The sequence below is a fragment of the Pseudomonas proteolytica genome (assembly GCF_007858275.1).
GTDB classification, from domain to species: Bacteria; Pseudomonadota; Gammaproteobacteria; order Pseudomonadales; family Pseudomonadaceae; genus Aquipseudomonas; species Aquipseudomonas proteolytica.
This window is the reverse complement of sequence record NZ_VFEV01000048.1, coordinates 22,329-44,774: the sequence shown is the minus strand read 5'-3', so window position 1 is coordinate 44,774 and position 22,446 is coordinate 22,329. Positions and strand designations below refer to the sequence as shown.

Sequence of the window (22,446 nt, the reverse complement as noted above, 5' to 3'; positions counted from 1 at the left end):
TGCGCTTTCAGGGGCAGTATTACGACCGGGAAAGCGGGCTGCATTACAACCGGCATCGCTACTACAATCCGGACAACGGACGCTACCTGACCCCCGACCCGGTGAAGTTGGCGGGTGGGGTGAACGGGTATTTGTATGTGCCTAACCCTACGGGGTGGGTGGATCCGTTGGGGTTGGCATGTAAGGCTGGTAACTGTCCTGGACAAGAAAATACAAGACCACCACCTCGCTATGAGGAATCAACACCCAGCACAAGTGGCCCGGCTCGGTTTACGAACTACGAACAAGCTTCAAACAAAGCAATGGAATGGTTACTGGAAAATGACTTCCGAGCTGAAAAACCGACACTAGGTAAGTTTGGAGGCAGCTATGGACACCCTATAGGTATGCAAACGATTGATGGAAAAACCGGGTACCGGGTTGAATTTGATGAGCGAAGTGGTGCTCATATAAACGTTTGGTCGGGAAAGAAAAAAGGGCCTCACTATCTGTTCCAAGGTTCTGCAGAACTAGTTCTCAAAATAAACAGAAGGTTTGCGAAAAAATGAGCTACTTCGACGAATTCTTGATAGATACGCTGCAAAAAAAAGGAATTGGCTTCTTACAGCTATCTAAAACTGAAGAAGCAAAACTAATTAATGAAATACAAAAAAAATTCACGTTCGTAGGAAGCAAGATAGATTGGAGCATTGTAAAAAATCCCGTCAATCTAAACACTCTAGACAGACTCGAAGCTTTGGCTAAAATCTCAGAAACCCTTAGCCATTTAAATATTAAAAATGTGTGCTTTTTAGGGGATTCCGTTATAGATCACGCTTATGTCGTTCAAATTGACGATATTAGAGAAGCAATTAATATATTCTCTGAAATCCCCCAACACACCTATGTTTTTCCTGAAAACCTATGCTGGATTGCCTGTATCACCTTTGAAGGTGACCTCGACTACGTGGATCTTAGGCCCACTGACTGTTCTCCCCCTCCCCCGTCTCAATAGAGGCAACACGAATAGATCCGAGGGATAAACGGAACAATTCCATTTGACCGCAAGGAGGCTACGATGGCGGCGCCTCAAACAATATAAATACTGGCAGCGCCGCCGCCATCGCAGCCTCGCCAAGGCCCGACAGCTCCCAACCTTAATCTTTGCTACCTTGAGCAACATCTTTGAATTATATTTTCCCAGTGTTCAAAGACCTTGAAAAATCTGAAGTTCAGGACGAAGCAGAGACCCAGATGAATAAATCAATAATTGTTATTGGTGGAGAGTCAGCCGAGGAAATGACCTGCATGACTCGCATTGACGAATACATCGTCGCCGTATCAGGAAAAGCACGTCCCACTGTTCTCTATATCTCCACAGCCAATGGCGATGACCGCCTGAAAATTTCCGACTTCATTACTAAATATGAAAGCGTCGGTTGCACCGTCATCTGCTTGACGTTTTTCATTTCGCCGTTTCCCGACGCTGGCCATATTGCGTCGCTGTTTGAACAGGCCGATGTCATTTATGTTGCAGGCGGGAATACCCGCGCGATGTTGGCTATCTGGCGCGAATTTGGGGTAGTGGGGTTGCTACGGAAGGCATGGGAAGGTGGCAAGGTGCTTTGCGGTGTCAGTGCTGGAGCCATTTGCTGGTTCGACTACGGCCATTCCGACTCTGGGGGAGCCTTTGCCCTGATCGACGGCCTGGGCTTACTTCCCGGAGCGTTGTGTCCGCACTTCAGCTCAGAGGCAGGAAGAGCAGAGTCATTTGCTGAGCTTGTGAAACTTACGGGTGTGCACCCTGCTTACGCAGCTGACGATGGGGTCGCCCTGCATTTCAAGAATAACCAACACCATGAAACGATCCGTAATAACGCAAAAAATAGCGCCTATGAAGTCAGTCCGGCACCGCCTTATCTGAGGTTGTTAACTGAGTAGAGGCCAGTTTGCAGGCGTGAAAGTGATACCTTCTTGATCCCACTTGATAAAAAAGGAGTTTTACCGCCGATGAGGATCAAATGTTCCGTCTTTATCGCAGCCAGCATTGACGGTTTTATTGCCCGGCCAGATGGGGATATCGAGTGGCTGCACCGGCCGGAATATGAGAGCTCGGGCTTGAACGGCATCACGTATGAAAGCTTCATCGCAACGGTTGACGGGTTGGTCATGGGGCGTAAGACCCTGGAAAAAGTACTGTCCTTTCCAGAGTGGCCCTATGAGGGCACACCGGTCATAGCGCTGTCTCACCAGACCTTGCAGATTCCTGCGCATCTACAGGGCAAGGTGGAGGTCTTGGCAGCCGACGTGAGTACACTCGTCGAGCAACTGGCCGAGCGCGGCATGAAACATCTTTATATCGACGGCGGCCAGACCATCCAGGCATTTCTTGAAGCCGGCCTGCTCAATGAGTTGATCATCACCCGCATTCCGATTCTGCTAGGTCAGGGGATTCCGTTGTTCGGTCAAATCGGGCATGAATGTGAGCTTCGCCACATCGATACCTGGGCCTCGGACAATGGGTTTGTCCAAAGCCGGTATGCGATCGAGCAGCGTTGAATCGCAAAACCGCCACACACAAAAACGCCCCGAACCAGTCGGGGCGTTTTTATTCAGCTTGAAGCAATCAGCCGTCAGTCAGCCAAGCGCCAGGTCGTCCCGCCCTTCCCGTCTTCCAACACCACGCCCATGGCGGTGAGTTGGTCGCGGATGCGGTCGGATTCTGCCCAGTCCTTGTTGGCACGGGCATTCAGGCGAGCCTGGATCAGTGCGTCGACTTCGGCTGCGTCCACACGCCCTTCGGCGCCGGCTTGCAGGAAGTCGTCGGCTTCCATTTGCAGCACGCCCAGCACGCTGGCCAGTTCTTTCAAACGGGCCGCCAAACCAGCCGCTGCATCCAGATCGCTCTCGCGCAGGCGGTTGATCTCGCGGACCATTTCGAACAGCACGGCGCAGGCTTCGGGGGTGCCGAAGTCGTCGTTCATCACGGTGGTGAAGCGTTCAACAAATGCTTCGCCACCGGCCGGCGCAACAACTGGCAGGCCTTTTAACGCATGGTAGAAACGTTCCAGGGCGCCCTTGGCGTCCTTGAGGTTGTCTTCCGAGTAGTTGATGGCGCTGCGGTAGTGGCTGGACACCAGCAGGTAACGCACAACTTCCGGGTGGTACTTTTCCAGCACGTCGCGGATGGTGAAGAAGTTGTTCAAGGACTTGGACATCTTCTCGCCATTGATGCGAATCATGCCGCAATGCATCCACGCGTTGGCGTAGGTCTTGCCGGTGGCCGCTTCGCTTTGGGCGATCTCGTTTTCGTGGTGCGGGAACTCAAGGTCGCTGCCGCCGCCATGAATGTCGAAGGTCTCGCCCAGGCAGCAGGTGGACATCACCGAGCATTCGATGTGCCAGCCCGGACGCCCGGCGCCCCACGGCGACTCCCAGCTCGGCTCGCCCGGCTTGGTGCCTTTCCACAGCACGAAGTCCAGCGGATCCTGCTTGGCTTCGTCGACTTCGATGCGTGCACCGATGCGCAGGTCTTCGATCTTCTTGCGCGACAGCTTGCCGTAGCCCATGAACTTGGCGACGCGGTAGTACACGTCGCCATTGCCCGGGGCGTAGGCGTAACCCTTGTCGATCAAGGTCTGGATCATCGCGTGCATGCCAGGGATGTGGTCCGTGGCACGCGGCTCCATGTCCGGCTTGAGGATATTGAGGCGCGCCTCGTCCTCGTGCATGGCCGCAATCATGCGCTCGGTCAGCGCGTCGAACGACTCGCCGTTTTCATTGGCGCGATTGATGATCTTGTCGTCGATGTCGGTGATGTTGCGCACATACGTCAAGTCGTAGCCGCTAAAACGCAACCAGCGGGTCACCAGGTCGAAGGCGACCATGCTGCGGCCATGGCCGATGTGGCAGTAGTCGTACACGGTCATGCCGCACACGTACATGCGCACCTTGTTGCCATCCAGCGGCTTGAAGACTTCTTTGGTCTTGCTGAGCGTGTTGTAGATCGTTAGCACGATGTTTCCCTTAAGACTTGATCACTGGCCCCACGAATCACGCAAGGTCACGGTACGGTTGAATACCGGAGCGCCTGGTTTCGAGTCCTTGATATCTGCGCAGAAGTAGCCTTCGCGCTCGAACTGGAAACGGTCTTCCGGCTGTGCGTCGCCAAGCGATGGCTCGGCACGACAACCCGTAAGTACTTGCAGGGAGTCAGGGTTGATGTTGTCCAGGAAGCTGGCGCTGTCTTCGGCCTTCTCAGGGTTGGCCGAACGGAACAGACGATCGTACAGACGCACTTCGCACTCGACGCTGGCGGCTGCCGGCACCCAGTGGACCACGCCCTTGACCTTACGGCCTTCAGGGTTCTTGCCCAGGGTGTCGGGATCGTACGAGCAACGCAGTTCGACGATGTTGCCATCGGCGTCCTTGATCGCCTCAAGGGCACGGATCACGTAGCTGCCGCGCAGGCGCACTTCGCCGTTGGGCTCCAGGCGTTTGTAGCCTTTTGGCGGCTCTTCCATGAAGTCATCGCGGTCGATGTAGATTTCACGGGCAAACGGCAGCTTGCGCACGCCCAGTTCTTCTTTTTGCGGATGACGCGGCAGTTCGAGGTTCTCGACCTGGCCTTCCGGGTAGTTGGTGATCACGACTTTCAACGGACGCAGCACACACATGGCGCGCGGGGCATTGTGGTCCAGGTCCTGGCGGATGCTGAATTCCAGCATGCCGAAATCGACCACGCCGTCGGAGCGGTTGGTGCCGACCATCTCGCAGAAGTTGCGGATCGACGCCGGGGTGTAGCCGCGACGGCGGAAGCCCGACAGGGTCGACATGCGTGGGTCATCCCAACCGAACACGTGTTTTTCATCGACCAGTTGCTTGAGCTTGCGCTTGCTGGTGATGGTGTAGTTGAGGTTCAGGCGGCTGAATTCGTACTGACGCGGATGCGCCGGTACTGGCAGGCTGTCGAGGAACCATTCGTACAGTGGACGGTGGCTTTCGAACTCCAGGGTGCAAATGGAGTGGGTGATGCCTTCGATGGCGTCCGACTGACCGTGGGTGAAGTCGTAGTTGGGGTAGATGCACCACTTGTCACCGGTCTGGTGGTGATGGGCGTGGCGGATGCGGTACATGATCGGGTCGCGCAGGTTCATGTTCGGCGAGGCCATGTCGATCTTGGCGCGCAGTACGCGGGCGCCGTCCGGGAACTCACCGTCGCGCATGCGGGTGAACCAGTCCAGGTTCTCTTCTACCGAACGGTCGCGGAACGGGCTGTTCTTGCCCGGCTCGGTCAGGGTGCCACGGTATTGCTTGGCCTGTTCCGGGCTCAGATCGTCAACGTAGGCCTTGCCGGCCTTGATCAGTTCCACGGCCCAGTCGAACAACTGGTCGAAATACTTGGAGGCATAGCGCACTTCACCGGACCATTCGAAGCCCAGCCACTTGATGTCGCTTTCGATGGCGTCGATGTATTCCTGGTCTTCCTTGGCCGGGTTGGTGTCGTCGAAACGCAGGTGCGTGACGCCACCGAACTCCTGGGCCAGGCCGAAGTTCACACAGATCGACTTGGCGTGGCCGATGTGCAGGTAACCGTTGGGCTCAGGCGGGAAACGGGTGACGATCTGCGTGTGCTTGCCCGAATCCAGGTCCGCCTGGATGATCGGGCGCAGGAAATTGACCGGGACGGCAGGTCCGGCCTTGGAATTCGAGGTAGGGTCGACAGTGGGCTTGCTCATAGGATCCTTGAACAGACAGGTACGTGGCCGGGTCAGGCCAGACAAACAAAGGGCTTATCATAGCCGATGCTGTCAAGCACCTGACAGGGCATGCTCAAAAACTGCTGCATTTATTGCATGGGCGGTAAAAAACCACCTCGAAATTCCTGCAGGGCACGCTAAACTGCGCGCCTTGGCAATGTCTTGCCAGACAGGTGCTGGCGTGTGACGCGCCAGAACCCACGAATTCCTTGAAAGAGTAGTGAACATGACTCAAGTCAAACTGACCACCAACCACGGTGACATCGTCATCGAACTGAACGCCGAGAAAGCGCCGCTCACCGTCGCCAACTTCATCGAATACGTTAAAGCCGGCCACTACGAAAACACTGTTTTCCACCGTGTCATCGGCAACTTCATGGTCCAGGGCGGCGGTTTCGAGCCTGGCATGAAAGAAAAGAAAGACAAGCGCCCAAGCATCCAGAACGAAGCGGACAACGGTCTTTCCAACGACAAGTACACCGTCGCCATGGCCCGTACCATGGAGCCGCATTCGGCCTCCGCGCAGTTCTTTATCAACGTGGCCGACAACGGCTTCCTGAACCACAGCGCCAAGACCGTACAGGGTTGGGGCTACGCGGTATTCGGTAAAGTCATCGAAGGCACCGAAGTCGTGGACAAGATCAAGGGTGTCTCCACCACCATGAAGTCCGGCCACCAGGACGTACCAGCAGAAGACGTGATCATCGAGAAAGCCGAGATCATTGCGTGATATTGCTGATTTCAGATTTGCATCTGGAAGAGGAGCGCCCGGATATTACCCGGGCGTTTCTGGATTTACTCGACGGCCGCGCCCGTGGCGCGCAAGCGTTGTACATCCTGGGGGACTTTTTCGAAGCCTGGATTGGCGACGATGGCATGACCCCGTTCCAGCGTTCGATTTGCACCGCTCTACGTGAGTTGAGCGACAGTGGCACCCAAGTATTCCTGATGCATGGCAACCGGGATTTCCTGATCGGCAAGGCGTTCTGCAAAGCAGCAGGCGCGACCTTGCTCAAGGACCCCAGCGTCGTGCAGATGTATGGCGAGCCCGTGCTGTTGATGCACGGCGACAGCCTGTGTACCCGCGACCTCGGCTATATGAAGCTGCGGCGCATCCTGCGTAACCCCATCGTGTTGTTTATCCTGCGCCACCTGCCCTTGCGCACTCGCCATAAACTGGCGCGCAAGCTGCGCAGTGAAAGCCGTGCGCAGACACGCATGAAGGCCAACGATATTGTCGATGTGACGCCCGAGGAAGTGCCACGGGTGATGCAGCAGTTCGGCGTGCGCACCCTGGTCCACGGCCACACCCACCGCCCGGCCATTCACAAATTGCAGATTGGCGAGCAGGCGGCCAAGCGCATTGTGCTGGGGGATTGGGACAAGCAAGGCTGGGCGTTGCAGGTGGATGAGCAAGGGTTTCAATTGGCGGCGTTTGACTTCGTCAACCCGCAGTTGGCGTTGCCTGGCGCCTGACTTACAAACAACACGAATCAAATGTGGGAGCGGGCTTGCTCGCGAATGCGCTGTGTCAGTCGACACCTTAGGTGACTGACACAGTGCATTCGCGAGCAAGCCCGCTCCCACATTTTTGACCGCGTGCGCTGCAAGATCAGTGACCCGACGCCGCCGGCCCTGCCTTCGCGGTAAACGGCGGCTTGGCCAGCCACACCAGCAGGATCAAGCCCATGAACATCCACCCCAGCAACGTGAAATAGTCCACGGTGGACATCATGTATGCCTGGCTGGTGAGCACCTGGTCCAGTTGCGCATAGGCCTTGTGGCCCGCACCGCCCAGGGTGTTCAGCGCATCGCGGGTGGCCGAGTCGTACACACTCATGCTCTCGCTCATGTAGGCATGATGCTGGTCAGCCCGGCGAATCCAGATCCAGGTAGTCAACGATGCCGCAAAGCTGCCGCCCAGGGTTCGCAGGAAGGTCGCCAGGCCCGCACCGTCGGCGATCTGGTGCGGCGGCAGGTCGGACATCAGGATGCTCAAGGTCGGCATAAAGAACAGCGCCACACCGATGCCCATGAACAGTTGCACCAGAGCGATGTGCTGGAAGTCCACTTCATTGGTGAAACCGGCGCGCATAAAGCAGCTCAGGCCAATCGCCAGGAACGCCAGGCCGGCCAGCAGCCGCAAATCGAACTTGTGTGCGTACTTGCCGACAAAAGGCGACATGAGCACCGGCAGGATGCCGATCGGCGCCACGGCCAAACCGGCCCAAGTGGCGGTGTAGCCCATCTGCGTCTGCAGCCATTGCGGCAGGATCAGGTTGATCCCGAAGAACCCGGCATAGCCCAGCACCAGCACAATGGTGCCGATGCGGAAATTGCGGTGGGCAAACAGGCGTAGGTTGACCACCGGATGTTTGTCGGTCATTTCCCAGATCACGAACACCGCCAGGGCGATCACCGAGATGGCCGCGCCGATGATGATGAAATTGGATTCGAACCAGTCCAGGTCGTTGCCCTTGTCGAGGATGATCTGCAAGGCACCGACCCCGACGATCAGGCTCAACAGGCCGACATAATCCATCGGCTGATGGCTGGTGACCACCGGCCGCTTCCTGAGCTGCGAACGTACCACCATCACCGCAAAAATCCCGATGGGCACGTTGATGAAGAAGATCCACGGCCAGCTGTAGCTGTCGGTGATCCAGCCGCCAAGAATGGGACCTGCAATCGGCGCGACCACCGTGACCATCGCCAGCAGTGCCAGGGCCATGCCGCGCCTGGCGGGTGGATAGACGGCGATCAGCAAGGTCTGGGTCATCGGGTACAGCGGCCCCGCCACCAGGCCTTGCAGCACCCGGAAGCCGATCAGCTCGGGCATCGAAGTGGAGATACCACACAGGAACGAGGCCAGCACAAACAGAAGCGTGGCCCACAAAAACAGCTTCACTTCGCCAAAGCGCCGGCTCAACCAGCCGGTCAAAGGCAGCGCAATGGCATTGCTCACGGCAAATGAGGTGATGACCCAGGTGCCCTGCTCCGAACTCACCCCCAGGTTGCCAGAGATGGTCGGCAGCGCCACGTTGGCGATGGTGGTGTCGAGCACCTGCATAAAGGTCGCCAGGGACAGGCCAATGGTGGCCATCAGCAAGCTGGGCGGCGTGAAGGAGGCGTTATTGCTCATCAGCGTTGTGCTGCCTTGGGCGCGGCCACGCTGTTGTCATGGATCAACTGGGTGATCATCGCGTCGGCCTCGGCCAACTGGCGGTCGTACACATTGGTACTGAACGAGGCCTTTTGCGGCGGTTGCTGCGCCAGCACCGGGCCGCTCTGGTCGTGCAGGTTGACTTCCACCTGGGTCGACAACCCCACCCGCAACGGGTGCTGGGCCAACTCCTGGGCGTTGATATGGATGCGCACCGGTACCCGTTGCACGATCTTGATCCAGTTACCCGTGGCGTTCTGTGCGGGCAGCAGGGCAAACGCACTGCCGGTGCCGGCGCCGAGGCTGTCGACGGTGCCGCTGTATTTCACATCACTGCCGTAGATATCGGCCTCGATGTCCACCGGCTGGCCAATGCGCATCTGGCGCAGTTGGGTTTCCTTGAAGTTGGCGTCGATCCACAGTTGGTCCAGGGGAATCACCGCCATCAACGCCGTGCCCGGCTCGACCCGCTGGCCCAGCTGTACGGTGCGCTTGGCCACATAGCCGGTGACCGGGGCGATCAAGGTGCTGCGCGCATTGGCCAGGTAGGCCTGGCGCAACTGCGCGGCAGCGGCCTGCACATCCGGGTGGGACGAGATCACCGTGTCATCCACCAGCGCGGTGGAGGTATTGAGTTGCTGTTGCAGGTTGGCCAGTGAGTTGCTCGCCGCGCTCAGGGCATCACGGGCATGGGACAGTTCTTCCAGGGAAATCGCGCCACCCTGGGCGAGGATCCTGCGGCGGTTGAAGTTGTCCTGGGCCGTTTGCACTTGGGCTTTTTGCGCCTGAACCTGGGCTTTCATGCCATCCACATTGCTGTACAGGCCGCGCACTTGGCGTACGGTGCGCGCCAGGTTGGCCTGGGCACTTTGCAAGCCGACGGCCGCGTCGTTGGGGTCGAAGTTGATCAGCACCTGACCTTCGTGGACCAGGTCGCCATCATCGGCGCCAATGCTGACCACGGTGCCGGTGACCAGCGGGGTGATTTCCACCACGTTGCCGTTCACGTAGGCGTCGTCGGTGCTTTCGCTCCAACGGCCATACAGCTCGTGCCAGCCCCAGACGCCGACGACGCAGAGCACGACGATCAGCGCCAGGCCCAGCAACATGATCTTGCGTTTGCGCGGGTTGCTGTCGTCGGGTTGGGAGGGTGCGGTGTTGTTTGCTTGGGCAGTAGCCATGACAAATACCTTGCGTTATTCAGCGCGCGTGACTGGCGTGTTCATTGAGTCCCGACCCGTTGCAGGGTGATGGGGTCACCCGCAGCGATCAGGATTTTCTTGAGGATGTATTCCAGGGTCTGCAATTCCCCCGGCTCCAGCACGCCAGCCAACTGGTTCAGGGCCTGGGCGCCGATCTGCGGCAACATGTCCGCCAGGCGCTGGCCGTCGGCGGTCAACACAAGCTGCACCTGGCGCCGGTCCTGCTCGGAACGCTTGCGTGCCAGCAGGTGTTTTTGCTCCAGGCGGTCGAGCATGCGGGTCATCGAGCCACTGTCCAGGGACAGATTGCGGCACAGCTCCGCCGGGGTATCGACGCCAAACTGGGCCATGATAATCAACACCTTGAACTGCGCGGCGGTGATGCCGTGGGGTTCCATATGGGTGTCGATGATGCGGTCTTTGAGAATCGCGGCGCGCCCCAGCAACAGGCCGAGATGGCAGTTGTGGAAGTTTTCCGGGGTGAAGTGTTTCATCGAAAGTCACCTTATTACTGCCTAGGCAGTGAATATGTGACCAAATATTACTGCCTAGGCAGCGAATGTCAAATAAATAGTTAGGTTGCTTGGTAATCAGGTGATGACTGGAGCCATGGGAAGGTTCTGAATCCACGACAAAACAAATGTGGGAGCTGGCTTGCCTGCGATTGCGGTGTGTCAGCCACTAGAAATAGTGACTGAACCACTGCTATCGCAGGCAAGCCAGCTCCCACAATTTGATTGACGTTTAAGCGTCAGAAATCCCGTTTGTAGAAGATATCCAGGGAGCTTGCCACGCCGCTGGCCACTTCCAGATACACCCGCTTGCTCAGCAGGTAACGCAAGGCGATGGTGCTGGCCGGCTCGAACACCCCCACGCCGTAACGCAAGCTGAGCTTTTCGGTGATCTTGCCGCTGGCCACCACCGCCGTATTGTTGCCGCTGCCCTGGGTGTCCAGTTCGAAGTCCTGGATTCCCAGGTTCTTGGCAATATCCGACGTCACCCCGGCACTGCCCATCAACCCCAGGCCCAGCGCCGCTTGCGCCAGCATGTTGTTGTCTTCACCGGTGGTGCTCAACGGACGGCCCAGCACCAGGTAGGACAGCGCCTGCTCCTGGCTCATGGCCGGTTCCGAGAAGATTTGCGTGGTGGGTTGCTCGGCACTGCCGCTCAGGCGGATACCCGCGATCACGTCGTCGGTCTTGCGGATGGCTTCGATATCCAGATACGGCTGGTCGAGCGGCCCGGCGAACAGCAGGCGCGCACGGCGCACATCGAGTCTCTGGCCGTAGGCACGGTAACGGCCGTCGTTGAGCCAGAGTTCGCCACGGGTGTCCATGTTATCGCCGATATGCACCCGGCCCTGGACCTTGGCCGTGAGGCCGAAGCCCGCGAAGTTGAGCTGATCCTCGCCCACCACCACGTTGATATCCATGGCCATGGCCATCGGCGGCTTGCCTTCTTCGGTCTGGCTGCCAACGATCACCGTGTCATCCGAGACCTTGACCGTCGAAGGCGGCAATTCGCGCACGGTGATATCACCGCGCGGGATGTGGACATTACCGGCGATCGCCAACTTGTCGTCCTTGAGGCTGATCTTCAAGTCGGGCGCCACTTCCAGCTTGGCGTAGGGTTCGACCGTAACCGGTAATTGCGAACCCTGCAGGCTGAGGTCAACGATCAGGGCCCGGCCCCAGTCGATCTGGCCCTTGAGGCTGCCCTGCCCGGCCTTGCCGCTGCGCCAGCCGCCGTTGATCTGCACGCTTTCACCGGCAATCAGCGCCTGCACGTTCAGGCCCTCAAGGCTGATCGGCAGTTCGGGCCCGGAAATCTCGCCCGCGATCAGGTTGATATTGCCGTTGACCTGCGGCGCCAGCAGCCCGCCGGAAATACGCCCGCTGCCATTGAGCTTGCCGCTGAGTTTTTCCACCATCGGCACAAACGGCCGCGCTACCGCCAGGTCCAGGCCAGTGAGGCTGAAGTTGCCAGAGATCGGCTTGTTTTTCGCCAAGGGGTTGAGCTGTGCCTGCAACAGCAACTCACCGAGTTTGCCGCCGCGGAAATTCAGCTGGGTATCGATGCGCGTAGGGTTGAGCGTGGTTTCCAGCTTGAGGGTGTCGTAGGGGAAATCCAGCCACTGGTCCTTGTCCTTGACCCGCAGGGTGCCGCCACTGGCATCCACCGCGATCAGGCCTTTGGGGCCGCTGGCCGGCAGGTCGAGCTGGATATCGGCGTTGAGCTTGCCCTGCCAGGCAAAATCCTTGGGCAGCCATTGCGCCAGGCTGTCGATGGGGAATTGCTTGAGGTGGTAGCGCAGCTTGGGATCGGGCATCAGCCGCTGGTCTTCGCCACACAGGCTGGCGGGCCCGGAGACCCAGCAATGGGCAGCGAATGTCAGCTTGCCGTCGGCCATGCGCTCGATTTTTGCCGGGGCCTGCAGTTTCCAGTCCTGGCCACCGGCCTGTACGTCGCCACTGGCCAGGCGCCCGCGCCAGTTGCCTTTGTCGAGCGTGCCGTCCAGGGCCAGGGCCAGCTTGACCAGGGGGCCCATCAGGTCCAGTTGGACTTTCTGGCTTTTGATATCGCCCTGGGCGCTGGCGGTCAAGGTGCCGAGCTGGGTGTCACCAGCCTGGATCCCGCTGCCCTTGAGGTCGATCTTCGCCCGTTGCGCGCTATCAAGTGTCGCGTCCAGGCTGAGGGCTTGCAGGCGATTGTCTTCAAACACCAGTTGCTGGCCCTTGAGGTCGAGCTTGCCCTGGGGGGCCTTTAAAGTGCCGGCCACATCGAGCCGGCCATTGACCTGCCCACGCAACTGCGGCCACAGCTGGGCCAGGCGTGCGAGCTTGATGTCGATCTGCCCGGCCAGGCGCTGTTGCAGGCTGCCACTGCCGTTGATGCGGTTGTCACCCAGGCGGATATCCAGGTTGGCCAGGGTCCATTGCTCACCCGCGCCTTCGGCCTTGGCCGCCAGCACGGCGGGCTGGCCGCGCAAACGGCCCTTCAGATCAAGGTCAGCGGTGAGCTTGAGTTGTTCGTTTTTCATTTCACCCTGGCTGCGCAGCGGCCCGGCGAGCGTGCCCGGCAGTTCCGCGACCCAGTACGCCGGGTTGATCGCCGACAGGTCAAGCGCCGTATCCCAGGCGATGCCATCGGCAAATTGCAGGTTCAGGTGGCCTTCGGCCTTGCCTTGGCCGGCAACCAGTTTCAGTTCTGGCAGGAACACTTGGGTCAGGTCGCCACTGAATGGCGTAACCAGACTGAACTTGCCGGCCGGCCCATCGAGGTCGGCCTTGAGATTGCCCAGGTAATTGCCGTCCTTGTAGGAGACTTCGCCGTTGAAGGTACGCAACACCACTTGCGGCTCGTCAATCAGCGGGTACAGGCGGTGCCAGGGGAAATCCAGCCAGTCGATTTTTGCATCTGCGCTGAAGCCCTGCTGCCAATCCAGTTGGGCACTGAGCTTGAGGCTCTGCTTATCCCCGGCATTCAGGTCAAGGCCGGCGATCTGTGCGCCCTTGGCGTCGACCCGGCCTTGCAGCAACAGGTCAACCGGGCCCTTTTCTGCGGGTAATACGGCCTTGCCCAACAGTTGATAGCCCTTGCCCAGGTCGCCCTTGGCCGTCAGGTCCAGTTGGTTGAGCTGCAGGGTGTCCGGCAAGTCGGCGGCGGGCTTGAAGCCATCGGCGGTGATCTGCAGTTGCGCCGGCAGGTTCTCGACCAGAGGTTGCAGTTCGCCCTTGAGCTTGGCGGGCAGGTAGCCCGTGCTGTCGGCGTCGAGCTTGAGGGTCTTGAGCAAATCACCCGTGACGTTCAGCGCCACGGCCCATGGCGCGCCACCCGGAGCGTAGGGCAGGCTCAGGTTACCGGTCGCCGTCAGCGGCCAGTCACCGGTTGGTTGCAGCATACCGCTGAGGTCCAGCACCAGGCCGTCGCGCTGCAGGTGCACCGCGTCGATCTGCATTCCTTCAGCGGTCCAATGGGCCGCCAGTTGCAGGCCCTGGAGTTCTTCGCTGCCGTTGAACAGCAGGCTGCCTACACGCACGTCGCCCAGTTCGATGGCCAGGGGCAGGTTCAGGTCTGGCAGGGTAATCGGGCCGCTGCTTTCTTCGGTGCTGGGTGGGAACTGCAGGCTCACCTGCTCCACGTCCAGTTGCCGGATGCACAAAGTCATGCGCAGCAGGCACGCCGGCGACCAGTCGAATTTCGGCGCATTGAGTTCCACGCGGCTGCTGTCTTGCTGCCACAGCAGATGGTCGGCGCTCCACTGCCCGCCCAGGTGGCCCTGGAAGTTGTCCACGCTCAACCCCGGAACCTGGCCGAGTGCCCAGCGACTGCCGACTTGCGTACCCAGTACGCTCCATACGGCCAGGGGCACCAAGGCGACAAGCGCCACCACACTCAGACCCGCTATTTTCAAACCACGCTTCACAGCTCAGGCCCCATGGAAAAGTGCAAACGAACGCCGCCCGGATCTTCCAGGGCATGGGCCAGGTCAAGGCGAATCGGGCCGACTGGCGACACCCAGCGCACGCCGATGCCGACCCCGGTTTTCAGGCTCGGCAACTCAAGGCTGTTAAAGGAATTGCCCTGGTCGACAAAGGTCGCGATCCGCCATTTTTCGGCGATGGAATATTGATACTCGGCGCTCAAGGCCACCATATAGCGGCCACCGATACGGTCGCCCTTGTTGTTTTCCGGGGACAGGGTCTGGTACTCGTAGCCACGCACGCTCTGGTCGCCACCGGCAAAAAAGCGCAGGGACGGCGGCACCGACTTGTAGCCGTTGGTGGCGCTGCCGCCAAACTGTGCACGGCCGAGGAAGCGGTGCTTGTCCCACACCGTGGTCAAGCCCTTGATCATCGCGGTGCCGTACAGCAGGTTGGTGTCCGAGCCCAGCCCCTCTTTAGCCACCTTGGTATCGAACTGCAGGCGATAGCCGTTATGGGGGTCGATGCGGTTGTCGCTGCGCAGGTAGGAATAGCTGATTCCCGGCATCAGCAAATTGCTCAAGCCGGAGTCATCCCCCAGGCGATATTCTTCGCGCTGCCATTTGAGCGAGATCACCCGTGTCCAGCCGCTGGGCAACTTGCTGTGCCATTCCGGGCCGAGGGTGAGCAGTTTGCTGAGGGTGTCGGTGTTGGCCAGTTCTTCGTTCTGGTAGCCACCGGCAAAGCGCAGCTTGTCGGTCAGTGGCGGGTCGAGGGGGATGTCGTACCACAGGCCGACGTTCTGCCGGGGCGCCGACAGTTCCGCCTCCCAGCCATAGCTATGCCCCTGGGGGTTGACCCAGTGCCGCGTCCAGTTGGCCTTGCCGCGCGGGCCGACGTCGGTGGAAAAACCCAGGCCCAGGCCCATGGTCCGGGGTTTGCGGGTTTCCAGCTGGACTGCCACCGGGATCACATCATTGGCCGCTGCGGCCGGGGCCGCGTCCACCCGCACGCCCTCGAAATAACCGCTCGACTGCAGGGCCTGGTTCAGCTCGGCAATCAGCTCGGAATCGTAAGGGGTGCCACTCTGGAACGGCACCATGCGTTGCAACAGTTCTTCATCAAAGGGGGTATCGCCGGCAAAGTTGACCTTGCCGAGGGTGTAGCGCGGGCCGCTGTCGTAGACCAGCTCGATATCGGCCACGCCCGCCTGGGGATCGACAGACAGTTTCTGCTGGGTAAAACGGCCACTGAAATAGCCGAAGCGCGAGGCCTGGTTCTGGATCAGGCGCTTGGCGTCTTCGTAATGACCATGGTTGAGTACGGCGCCGGACTTGAGGTCTTGGCTATCGGGCACGCGAAAGGACTTTAACTCGGCCGCAGGGCCGTCCACCCGAATCGTGACATTACGCAAATGCACGGGCTCGCCAGGGTCGATGCTGAGGATCAGGCGCGGGTTCTTGCCGGCCTTTACCTCACTGGCAATCTGCGGCTGATAAAAGCCCAGTGCCTGGGCGGCCTTGCGCGCCTGCTCCTCGGCACCGCGACTGAAGCGCAGCAAGGCCTCCTCATCACGCTCGCCAACCCCGCCGATATAGCCTTCGATATTGGCCTTCAGCGCATCGTTTGAAGGTTTGACCCGCACGTCCAACTCGCTTTGCGCCAAGGCGCCGCAGCTTGTGAACAGCAGAATCAAGCCGCTGGTAAATCTATTGGAAAACTTCATAGGCGCGGATGCTACACGAGCTGGGGAGCACCTTAGAACCGGGAATTGTCTGAATAATTCTGCGTTAAGGCGTTGCAGGTTGTAACACTTGGGGGTTTGGGTGAAAAAACACATGTTCCAGGATAGGTCCTACAGCCACCTCGCCCACTTCGTCATAGCCCTGGCGTTTATAGAATTCCAGGTAGAGCGGATTGCCGGTGTCCAGCACCACCCCTTGAGAATGCGGGTCTTCGGCGCACCAGTTATGCACGGCTTCGAGCAGTTGCTCGCCGTAATGCTTGCCCTGGAATTGCGGGTGAATCCCCAATAGCGGCAACACGTGTACCGACTCGGACGGCAGGCACGCCAACACCGCCTGATGGTATTCGAGGTAACGCCGGGTACACCTCAAGCCAGTGCTCAACCACATGCGTAATTGCCAGGCCCAACTTTCAGTGATACCCAGGCGCCGTTGCGGAGGGGCAATCAGGGCGATGCCGATCAGGCGGTCATTGACCAGCAGGCCGATCGCCGGCAGCTCCTGGAGAAAATGTTGCTTGACCAGTTCGCGCACCGTAGCCCTGACCCGCTGCTCGTACCCGGAGCGTTCGGCTTCAAACAGGTAGGCGAAGGTCGGCTCATGGCGATAGGCGTGGTACAGCAACGAGCGCGCTTCGCGGGAATAGCCGCTATCGAGCATGTGGACCTGGGCAATGGCGGTGCTAGTGTCAGGCATCAGTTGTATCTCCCCTGGGCGCAACTCAAAAGGCCGCGCTCTTATTGTTACGAGCCCGGGGCAACTGAGTCGTTCCGTGCCATTGGCTCCTTGAGAGACATTAGCAGTGCATCTGTCCTACCGCCACGCTGGCTCCCGTCCGACTTGTCGGCTAGCATCGCCCTTTTGCCAGACTGGACTGCCGACCATGAAAATCGTCTCCTTCAATATCAACGGGCTGCGTGCCCGGCCTCATCAGCTGGCGGCCCTGATCGACAAACATCAACCGGACGTGATCGGCCTGCAGGAAACCAAGGTCCACGACGACCAGTTCCCGCTGGCTGAAGTCCAAGCCCTGGGGTACCACGTGTACTACCACGGGCAGAAAGGCCACTACGGTGTCGCCCTGCTCTCGCGCCAAGAGCCGCTGGCCCTGCACAAGGGTTTTGCCAGCGACGATGAGGATGCCCAGCGCCGTTTTATCTGGGGCACCTTTGCCGATGAACACGGCAACCCGATCACCATCATGAACGGCTATTTCCCACAGGGCGAAAGCCGCGATCACCCCACCAAGTTCCCGGCCAAGCAGCGCTTCTACGAAGACCTGCAACAGTTGCTGGAAACCCAGTTCAGCAATGACCAGGCGTTGGTGGTGATGGGTGATGTGAACATTTCCCCTGAGGATTGCGATATCGGCATCGGTGCCGACAACGCCAAGCGCTGGCTGAAGACCGGCAAATGCAGCTTCCTGCCGGAAGAACGCGAATGGATGGCGCGCCTGAAAAACTGGGGCCTGACCGACAGCTTCCGGCACCTGAACCCAGATGTGGCGGATCGCTTCAGTTGGTTCGATTACCGCAGCCGCGGCTTTGAAGATGAACCCAAGCGTGGCCTGCGCATCGACCTGATCATGGCCTCCAATGGCCTGCTGCCACGGGTCAAGGATGCGGGCGTGGACTACGAACTGCGCGGCCTGGAAAAACCGTCGGACCATGCGCCGATCTGGCTGGAACTGAGCTGATTTTTGCGGCAACACCATCCAAAAATGTGGGAGCGGGCTTGCTCGCGAAATCGGTGGATCAGTCGCTGGATGTGTTGAATGACACACCGTATTCGCGAGCAAGCCCGCTCCCACACAAGCCAGCTCCCACATCGGGTTCAATTGGCCGTCAGTCATATTCTGGCAACCTTACTGACTTAATCTGCCCGCACGTCCTTTGGCTTGAGAAGGTGGCGGCATGATGCTGCGCGTTCTGTACCTGCTGGTTCTGTGTAGCACCTTCCCTCTTTCGGTCGTTGCAACGCCCCTGCCCTTTCCCGAACAGGGTCCGGCCCTGCGCCTGCAGGGCTCCAACACCATTGGCGCGGCGCTGGGCCCGGCGCTGATCAAGGGTTTGATGGTGCAACAGGGCCTGAAGGCCGTGCACAGTGAACCGACGAACCACCCCAATGAGCAGCGCCTCGTCGGCACGAGCCCCCAAGGCAAACGGGTCCTGGTAGAAATCGCCGCCCATGGTTCCAGCACCGGCTTTGCCGCGCTGAAAAATGCCGAAGCCGACCTGGCCGCCGCGTCGCGCCCGATCAAGGACCGCGAGTTGGTGGAGCTTGAACCCCTGGGCGACCTGAAAAGCCCCGGCGCCGAACAGGTAATTGCCATCGACGGCCTGGCGATCATCCTGCATCCACGTAACCCCTTGCAGACCTTGACGACCGAACAACTGGCGAAGATTTTCAGTGGTGAAACCAGCACCTGGGAAGCCTTGGGCGGCACCGGCGGGAAGATCCGGCTGTATGCCCGTGATGATCAATCCGGAACCTACGACACCTTCAAGGAGTTGGTGCTCAACCCTCGCGACAAAACCCTCGACAGCGCGGCCAAACGCTTTGAGTCCAGCGAGCAATTGTCCGATGCGGTGAGCCACGACCGGCAGGGTATTGGCTTCATCGGCCTGCCTTATGTGCGCCAGGCCAAGGCCGTGGCCATCAGTGATGGTGATTCCCAAGCGATGTTGCCAGCGAACAGCCTGATCGCCACCGAGGACTACCCTCTGTCGCGGCGATTGTTTTTCTACCTGCCACCCGCTAACACCAATCCCTGGGCCAAGGCGCTGGTGGACTTTGCTCAGAGCGCCCAAGGCCAGGCCATCGTTGCCGCCAACGGGTTTATCGCCCAACAGGTCCAGGCTATCAGCGTGCAGCCACGGCCACCGATGCCGGACGCCTACCAGGCCATCGCTCGCGAGGCACAACGCCTGAGCGTGAATTTTCGCTTCGAAGAAGGCAGTGCGAGCCTGGACAACAAGGCACGCCAGGACCTGGCACGGGTGGTGGCTTATATAAGCAGCCACGACAAACGGGACAAGCGGGTCACGCTGGTGGGGTTTGGTGACGCCAAGGATGACCCGCAGCGCGCCGACCTGTTGTCCAAGTTGCGGGCAATGGCGGTGCGTCGCGAGTTGGTCAAGAGTGGCGTGGTGTTGCGCGACATCCGCGGCTTTGGCGCCGAAATGCCGGTGGCGGCAAATACCGTGGATGAGGGGCGGATCAAGAATCGCCGGGTGGAGGTCTGGGTTTACTGACGCCTGAAGACTGGGGTTGACTGGCCCACCGCTATCGCGGGCAAGCCCGCTCCTACACTGAATGTGGGAACGGGCTTGCCCGCGATAAGGCCGGCGTGGTGTTACTGACCGCTGCGCATCAGCTCTTTAGGCACATATTTGCCAATCTCGAACTTGCCGATCGCCGCCCGATGCACTTCGTCCGGGCCGTCGGCCAGGCGCAGGGTGCGCTGCATGGCGTACATGTAGGCCAGCGGGAAGTCGTTGGACACCCCGGCACCACCATGGATCTGGATCGCCCGGTCAATTACCTTGAGTGCCACATTCGGTGCCACGACCTTGATCTGGGCGATTTCACTTTTCGCCACTTTGTTGCCGACCGTGTCCATCATGTACGCCGCTTTCAAGGTCAACAGGCGTGCCATGTCGATTTCCATCCGCGAGTCGGCGATTTTGTCGATATTGCCACCCAGGCGCGCCAGCGGCTTGCCAAAGGCGGTGCGGCTGACAGAACGCTTGCACATCAATTCCAGGGCGCGTTCAGCCATGCCAATGGAGCGCATGCAGTGGTGAATACGTCCTGGGCCAAGGCGCCCCTGGGCAATTTCAAAGCCGCGGCCTTCACCCAGCAGCACGTTTTCGTACGGCACGCGCACGTTGTCGAACAGCACTTCGGCATGCCCATGGGGCGCGTCGTCGTAGCCGAACACCGGTAGCGGCCGGACGATTTTCACCCCGGGCGCATCTACCGGTACCAGGATCATCGAGTGTTGCTGGTGGCGCGGCGCATCCGGGTTGCTCAGGCCCATGAAGATGAGGATTTTGCAACGCGGGTCGCACGCGCCGGAGGTCCACCACTTCTTGCCGTTGATGACCCATTCGTCACCCTGGCGTTCGGCGCGGGCGGCCATATTGGTGGCGTCGGAGGACGCCACATCCGGTTCGGTCATGGCAAACGCCGAGCGGATCTCACCGCGCAGCAGCGGCTCCAGCCAGCGCTGTTTCTGCTCTTCGTTGGCGTAGCGCACCAGCACTTCCATATTGCCGGTGTCGGGTGCCGAGCAATTGAACGGCTCCGGGCCGAGCAAGGAGCGGCCCATGATTTCTGCGAGCGGCGCGTATTCCAGGTTGGTCAGGCCCGCGCCCAGCTCGGACTCCGGCAGGAACAGGTTCCACAAGCCTTCGGCCTTAGCCTTGGCTTTGAGCTCTTCCATGATGGCGGTGGGCTGCCAGCGATCACCTTCGCTGACCTGGCGCTCAAACACCGGTTCGGCTGGGTAAACGTAAGCATCCATAAACGCGGTGACGCGTTCACGCAGTTCCTGAACCTTGGGTGAATAGGCAAAATCCATGAGCAGCTCCCTTCTTTGAGAGGTTGTTTAGGTCATGCAATCGATGCTAGAACAGCGCTGATAATTTACCTAGCCTATTCTCGGCGTGTATTAACATTCATCACCGATATATGATCGGCGTATGAAAACCTAACAAGAAGAGCGCAACGAAATGAATCTGAGCAAGGTCGACCTCAATCTTTTCATCGTGTTTGACGCGATCTACACCGAAGCCAACCTGACCCGCGCCGGGCAGATCGTCGGCATTACCCAGCCGGCGGTATCAAACGCCCTGGCGCGCCTGCGCGAGACCTTCAACGACCCGCTGTTCGTGCGGACTGCCCAAGGCATGGTGCCGACACCCATGGCCCAGAACATCATTGGCCCGGTGCGCAATGCGCTGTCGCTGTTGCGGGTGTCGGTGCAAGAGAGTCGGATCTTCAACCCCTTGCAGGCAGCCAAGACCTACCGCATCAGCATGACCGACCTCACTGAAGCGGTGATCCTGCCGTCGCTGTTCCAGCGCCTGCGCCGCCTGGCGCCCACGGTGATCATCGAAAGCTTCCTGTCCAAGCGCCGTGAAACCACCAAGGAACTGGCCGCCGGCCGCCTGGATTTTGCGGTGGACGCGCCCCTGAACACCGACCCGCAAGTGCGCCACGTCAAGCTCATGGAAGACCGCTACGTGTGTGCCATGCGCAAGGGCCACCCGATGGCGGGCAAAGAAAAATTCAGCCTGGATGACTACCTCTCGCTGACCCATATTCATATTTCCAGCCGACGCAATGGCCTGGGCCACGTCGACCTGGCCCTGGGCAAGATGGGGATCCAGCGCAAGATCGCCCTGCGTTCGCAGCATTACCTGATGGCCTCCCAGGTATTGCAGCAGACCGATATGGTGATGACCGTGCCCGAGCGCTTTGCAAGGCGTAACGAGCTGCACTCGTTCAACCTGCCGGTCAATGATGTGCCACCGGTGGAAACCCACCTGTACTGGCATGAAAGCACCGACCAGGACCCGGCCAACCGCTGGATGCGCGAACAGATGATCGAACTGTGCCAGCAGGTCACGGCGCGTGAGAAGAAGCTGGACCAGCAATCGACCTGACCTTGCCGGCTCCTGCAATGGGCTTGATTCGCTTGACGTTTACGTCAAGCAGCCATTAGCGTAGCGCCGAGACCCTCCTTGAGCGCCACCATGAGCACGACCTACAGCATCTCCGACCTGGCCCGCGAGTTGGACATCACCACCCGGGCCATTCGCTTCTATGAAGAACAAGGCCTTTTGAGCCCCGAACGCCGTGGCCAGGAGCGTATCTATTCGCCTCGGGACAAAGTCAGCCTGAAGCTGATCCTGCGTGGCAAGCGCATCGGTTTTTCCCTGGCCGAGTGCCGCGAGCTGATCGAACTCTACGACCCCACCAGCGGCAATCAAAAGCAATTGCACAGCATGCTGGCGAAGATCAGCGAACGCCGTGAGCAGTTGGAACAACAGTTACTGGACATCGAACAGATGAAGCTGGAACTGGACACCGCTGAAGAACGTTGCACCCAGGCCCTGGAACAGACGATCCAGAGCCAGGTCGGCCAACCCCAATAAAAAGGTAGAT

At 59.5% G+C, this 22,446-nt stretch carries 19 protein-coding genes; 10 read left to right on the top strand and 9 right to left on the bottom strand.

Annotated features, from left to right (window positions below; translation table 11 throughout):
• The 4 genes from FIV38_RS26380 to FIV38_RS26365 form a co-directional block, all read left to right on the top strand.
• The coding region (locus FIV38_RS26380) for an RHS repeat-associated core domain-containing protein (RefSeq protein WP_146492589.1) at window positions 1-548 on the top strand (548 nt) is incomplete at its 5' end.
• Window positions 545-994, top strand: coding sequence for a hypothetical protein (locus FIV38_RS26375; RefSeq protein WP_092239077.1), 450 nt, complete (start codon window positions 545-547; stop codon window positions 992-994). The genes FIV38_RS26380 and FIV38_RS26375, both read left to right, overlap by 4 nt.
• Before the next feature lie 170 nt (window positions 995-1,164).
• Window positions 1,165-1,920: a Type 1 glutamine amidotransferase-like domain-containing protein gene (locus FIV38_RS26370; RefSeq protein ID WP_235861139.1), complete on the top strand. Its 756-nt coding sequence runs from the start codon at window positions 1,165-1,167 to the stop codon at window positions 1,918-1,920.
• A 69-nt stretch (window positions 1,921-1,989) separates the two neighbouring features.
• Window positions 1,990-2,538, top strand: a complete 549-nt coding sequence (locus FIV38_RS26365; RefSeq protein WP_092239075.1) for a dihydrofolate reductase family protein — start codon at window positions 1,990-1,992, stop codon at window positions 2,536-2,538.
• 74 nt (window positions 2,539-2,612) lie between these two features.
• Here the strand turns inward: FIV38_RS26365 and cysS are convergent, their stop codons facing one another.
• Window positions 2,613-3,995 (bottom strand): cysteine--tRNA ligase, encoded by a 1,383-nt coding sequence (gene cysS, locus FIV38_RS26360; protein WP_070995476.1) that lies wholly within the window; start codon window positions 3,993-3,995, stop codon window positions 2,613-2,615.
• Between the two features lie 21 nt (window positions 3,996-4,016).
• On the bottom strand, window positions 4,017-5,717 hold the full coding sequence (locus FIV38_RS26355; protein ID WP_029299467.1) for a glutamine--tRNA ligase/YqeY domain fusion protein: 1,701 nt from the start codon (window positions 5,715-5,717) through the stop codon (window positions 4,017-4,019).
• 247 nt (window positions 5,718-5,964) lie between these two features.
• On the opposite strand from FIV38_RS26355, the gene FIV38_RS26350 reads away from it, so the two are divergent.
• Together FIV38_RS26350 and lpxH are read left to right on the top strand one after the other, a co-directional pair.
• Window positions 5,965-6,468 (top strand): peptidylprolyl isomerase, encoded by a 504-nt coding sequence (locus tag FIV38_RS26350; protein WP_092239073.1) that lies wholly within the window; start codon window positions 5,965-5,967, stop codon window positions 6,466-6,468.
• Window positions 6,465-7,214 carry a UDP-2,3-diacylglucosamine diphosphatase gene (gene lpxH, locus FIV38_RS26345; protein WP_092239071.1) on the top strand — a complete coding sequence of 250 codons (750 nt, stop codon included), beginning with the start codon at window positions 6,465-6,467 and terminating at the stop codon, window positions 7,212-7,214. The genes FIV38_RS26350 and lpxH overlap by 4 nt, the downstream gene beginning before the upstream one ends.
• Window positions 7,215-7,350: 136 nt before the next feature.
• On the opposite strand, the gene FIV38_RS26340 is transcribed toward lpxH, so the two are convergent.
• From FIV38_RS26340 to FIV38_RS26315, 6 genes are all read right to left on the bottom strand, one after another.
• A complete protein-coding gene (locus FIV38_RS26340; RefSeq protein WP_092239069.1) occupies window positions 7,351-8,880 on the bottom strand; it encodes a DHA2 family efflux MFS transporter permease subunit in 1,530 nt (509 codons plus the stop codon).
• Window positions 8,880-10,082 (bottom strand): HlyD/EmrA/EmrK family protein, encoded by a 1,203-nt coding sequence (locus tag FIV38_RS26335; RefSeq protein ID WP_092239067.1) that lies wholly within the window; start codon window positions 10,080-10,082, stop codon window positions 8,880-8,882. Before FIV38_RS26335 ends, FIV38_RS26340 begins: the two co-directional genes overlap by 1 nt.
• A 41-nt stretch (window positions 10,083-10,123) precedes the next feature.
• Entirely contained in the window at window positions 10,124-10,597 is a 474-nt protein-coding gene (locus tag FIV38_RS26330; protein ID WP_029298330.1) for a MarR family winged helix-turn-helix transcriptional regulator, read from the bottom strand.
• A 257-nt stretch (window positions 10,598-10,854) separates the two neighbouring features.
• Window positions 10,855-14,529, bottom strand: coding sequence for a translocation/assembly module TamB domain-containing protein (locus tag FIV38_RS26325; RefSeq protein WP_092239065.1), 3,675 nt, complete (start codon window positions 14,527-14,529; stop codon window positions 10,855-10,857).
• Window positions 14,526-16,253, bottom strand: coding sequence for an autotransporter assembly complex protein TamA (locus FIV38_RS26320; protein WP_070995480.1), 1,728 nt, complete (start codon window positions 16,251-16,253; stop codon window positions 14,526-14,528). Before FIV38_RS26320 ends, FIV38_RS26325 begins: the two co-directional genes overlap by 4 nt.
• 64 nt (window positions 16,254-16,317) lie before the next feature.
• Complete coding sequence (locus tag FIV38_RS26315) at window positions 16,318-16,968, bottom strand: GNAT family N-acetyltransferase (RefSeq protein WP_029298336.1); 651 nt, start codon at window positions 16,966-16,968, stop codon at window positions 16,318-16,320.
• A 187-nt stretch (window positions 16,969-17,155) separates the two neighbouring features.
• On the opposite strand from FIV38_RS26315, the gene xthA reads away from it, so the two are divergent.
• Entirely contained in the window at window positions 17,156-17,968 is an 813-nt protein-coding gene (gene xthA / locus FIV38_RS26310) for an exodeoxyribonuclease III (protein ID WP_029298338.1), read from the top strand.
• A 217-nt stretch (window positions 17,969-18,185) separates the two neighbouring features.
• A complete protein-coding gene (locus tag FIV38_RS26300; protein ID WP_092239062.1) occupies window positions 18,186-19,526 on the top strand; it encodes a substrate-binding domain-containing protein in 1,341 nt (446 codons plus the stop codon).
• A 101-nt stretch (window positions 19,527-19,627) separates the two neighbouring features.
• On the opposite strand, the gene FIV38_RS26295 is transcribed toward FIV38_RS26300, so the two are convergent.
• Window positions 19,628-20,857 carry an acyl-CoA dehydrogenase gene (locus tag FIV38_RS26295; RefSeq protein WP_029298342.1) on the bottom strand — a complete coding sequence of 410 codons (1,230 nt, stop codon included), beginning with the start codon at window positions 20,855-20,857 and terminating at the stop codon, window positions 19,628-19,630.
• 151 nt (window positions 20,858-21,008) lie between these two features.
• Here FIV38_RS26295 and FIV38_RS26290 point away from each other — a divergent pair, with 151 nt between their 5' ends.
• Both FIV38_RS26290 and FIV38_RS26285 read left to right on the top strand, forming a co-directional pair.
• Window positions 21,009-21,944, top strand: coding sequence for a LysR family transcriptional regulator (locus FIV38_RS26290; RefSeq protein WP_029298344.1), 936 nt, complete (start codon window positions 21,009-21,011; stop codon window positions 21,942-21,944).
• A 90-nt stretch (window positions 21,945-22,034) separates the two neighbouring features.
• A complete protein-coding gene (locus FIV38_RS26285) occupies window positions 22,035-22,436 on the top strand; it encodes a MerR family transcriptional regulator (protein WP_029298346.1) in 402 nt (133 codons plus the stop codon).
• Window positions 22,437-22,446: the final 10 nt, after the last annotated feature.

Bases quoted from the DNA above. Each gene is read 5' to 3' on its own strand.
- FIV38_RS26290 (WP_029298344.1), top strand. From the start codon at position 21,009: ATGAATCTGAGCAAGGTCGACCTCAATCTTTTCATCGTGTTTGACGCG.
- FIV38_RS26350 (WP_092239073.1), top strand. From the start codon at position 5,965: ATGACTCAAGTCAAACTGACCACCAACCACGGTGACATCGTCATCGAA.
- FIV38_RS26320 (WP_070995480.1), bottom strand. From the start codon at position 16,253: ATGAAGTTTTCCAATAGATTTACCAGCGGCTTGATTCTGCTGTTCACA.
- xthA (WP_029298338.1), top strand. From the start codon at position 17,156: ATGAAAATCGTCTCCTTCAATATCAACGGGCTGCGTGCCCGGCCTCAT.
- FIV38_RS26355 (WP_029299467.1), bottom strand. From the start codon at position 5,717: ATGAGCAAGCCCACTGTCGACCCTACCTCGAATTCCAAGGCCGGACCT.
- FIV38_RS26295 (WP_029298342.1), bottom strand. From the start codon at position 20,857: ATGGATTTTGCCTATTCACCCAAGGTTCAGGAACTGCGTGAACGCGTC.
- FIV38_RS26365 (WP_092239075.1), top strand. From the start codon at position 1,990: ATGAGGATCAAATGTTCCGTCTTTATCGCAGCCAGCATTGACGGTTTT.
- FIV38_RS26375 (WP_092239077.1), top strand. From the start codon at position 545: ATGAGCTACTTCGACGAATTCTTGATAGATACGCTGCAAAAAAAAGGA.
- FIV38_RS26340 (WP_092239069.1), bottom strand. From the start codon at position 8,880: ATGAGCAATAACGCCTCCTTCACGCCGCCCAGCTTGCTGATGGCCACC.
- FIV38_RS26335 (WP_092239067.1), bottom strand. From the start codon at position 10,082: ATGGCTACTGCCCAAGCAAACAACACCGCACCCTCCCAACCCGACGAC.
- FIV38_RS26300 (WP_092239062.1), top strand. From the start codon at position 18,186: ATGATGCTGCGCGTTCTGTACCTGCTGGTTCTGTGTAGCACCTTCCCT.
- FIV38_RS26315 (WP_029298336.1), bottom strand. From the start codon at position 16,968: ATGCCTGACACTAGCACCGCCATTGCCCAGGTCCACATGCTCGATAGC.
- FIV38_RS26330 (WP_029298330.1), bottom strand. From the start codon at position 10,597: ATGAAACACTTCACCCCGGAAAACTTCCACAACTGCCATCTCGGCCTG.
- FIV38_RS26285 (WP_029298346.1), top strand. From the start codon at position 22,035: ATGAGCACGACCTACAGCATCTCCGACCTGGCCCGCGAGTTGGACATC.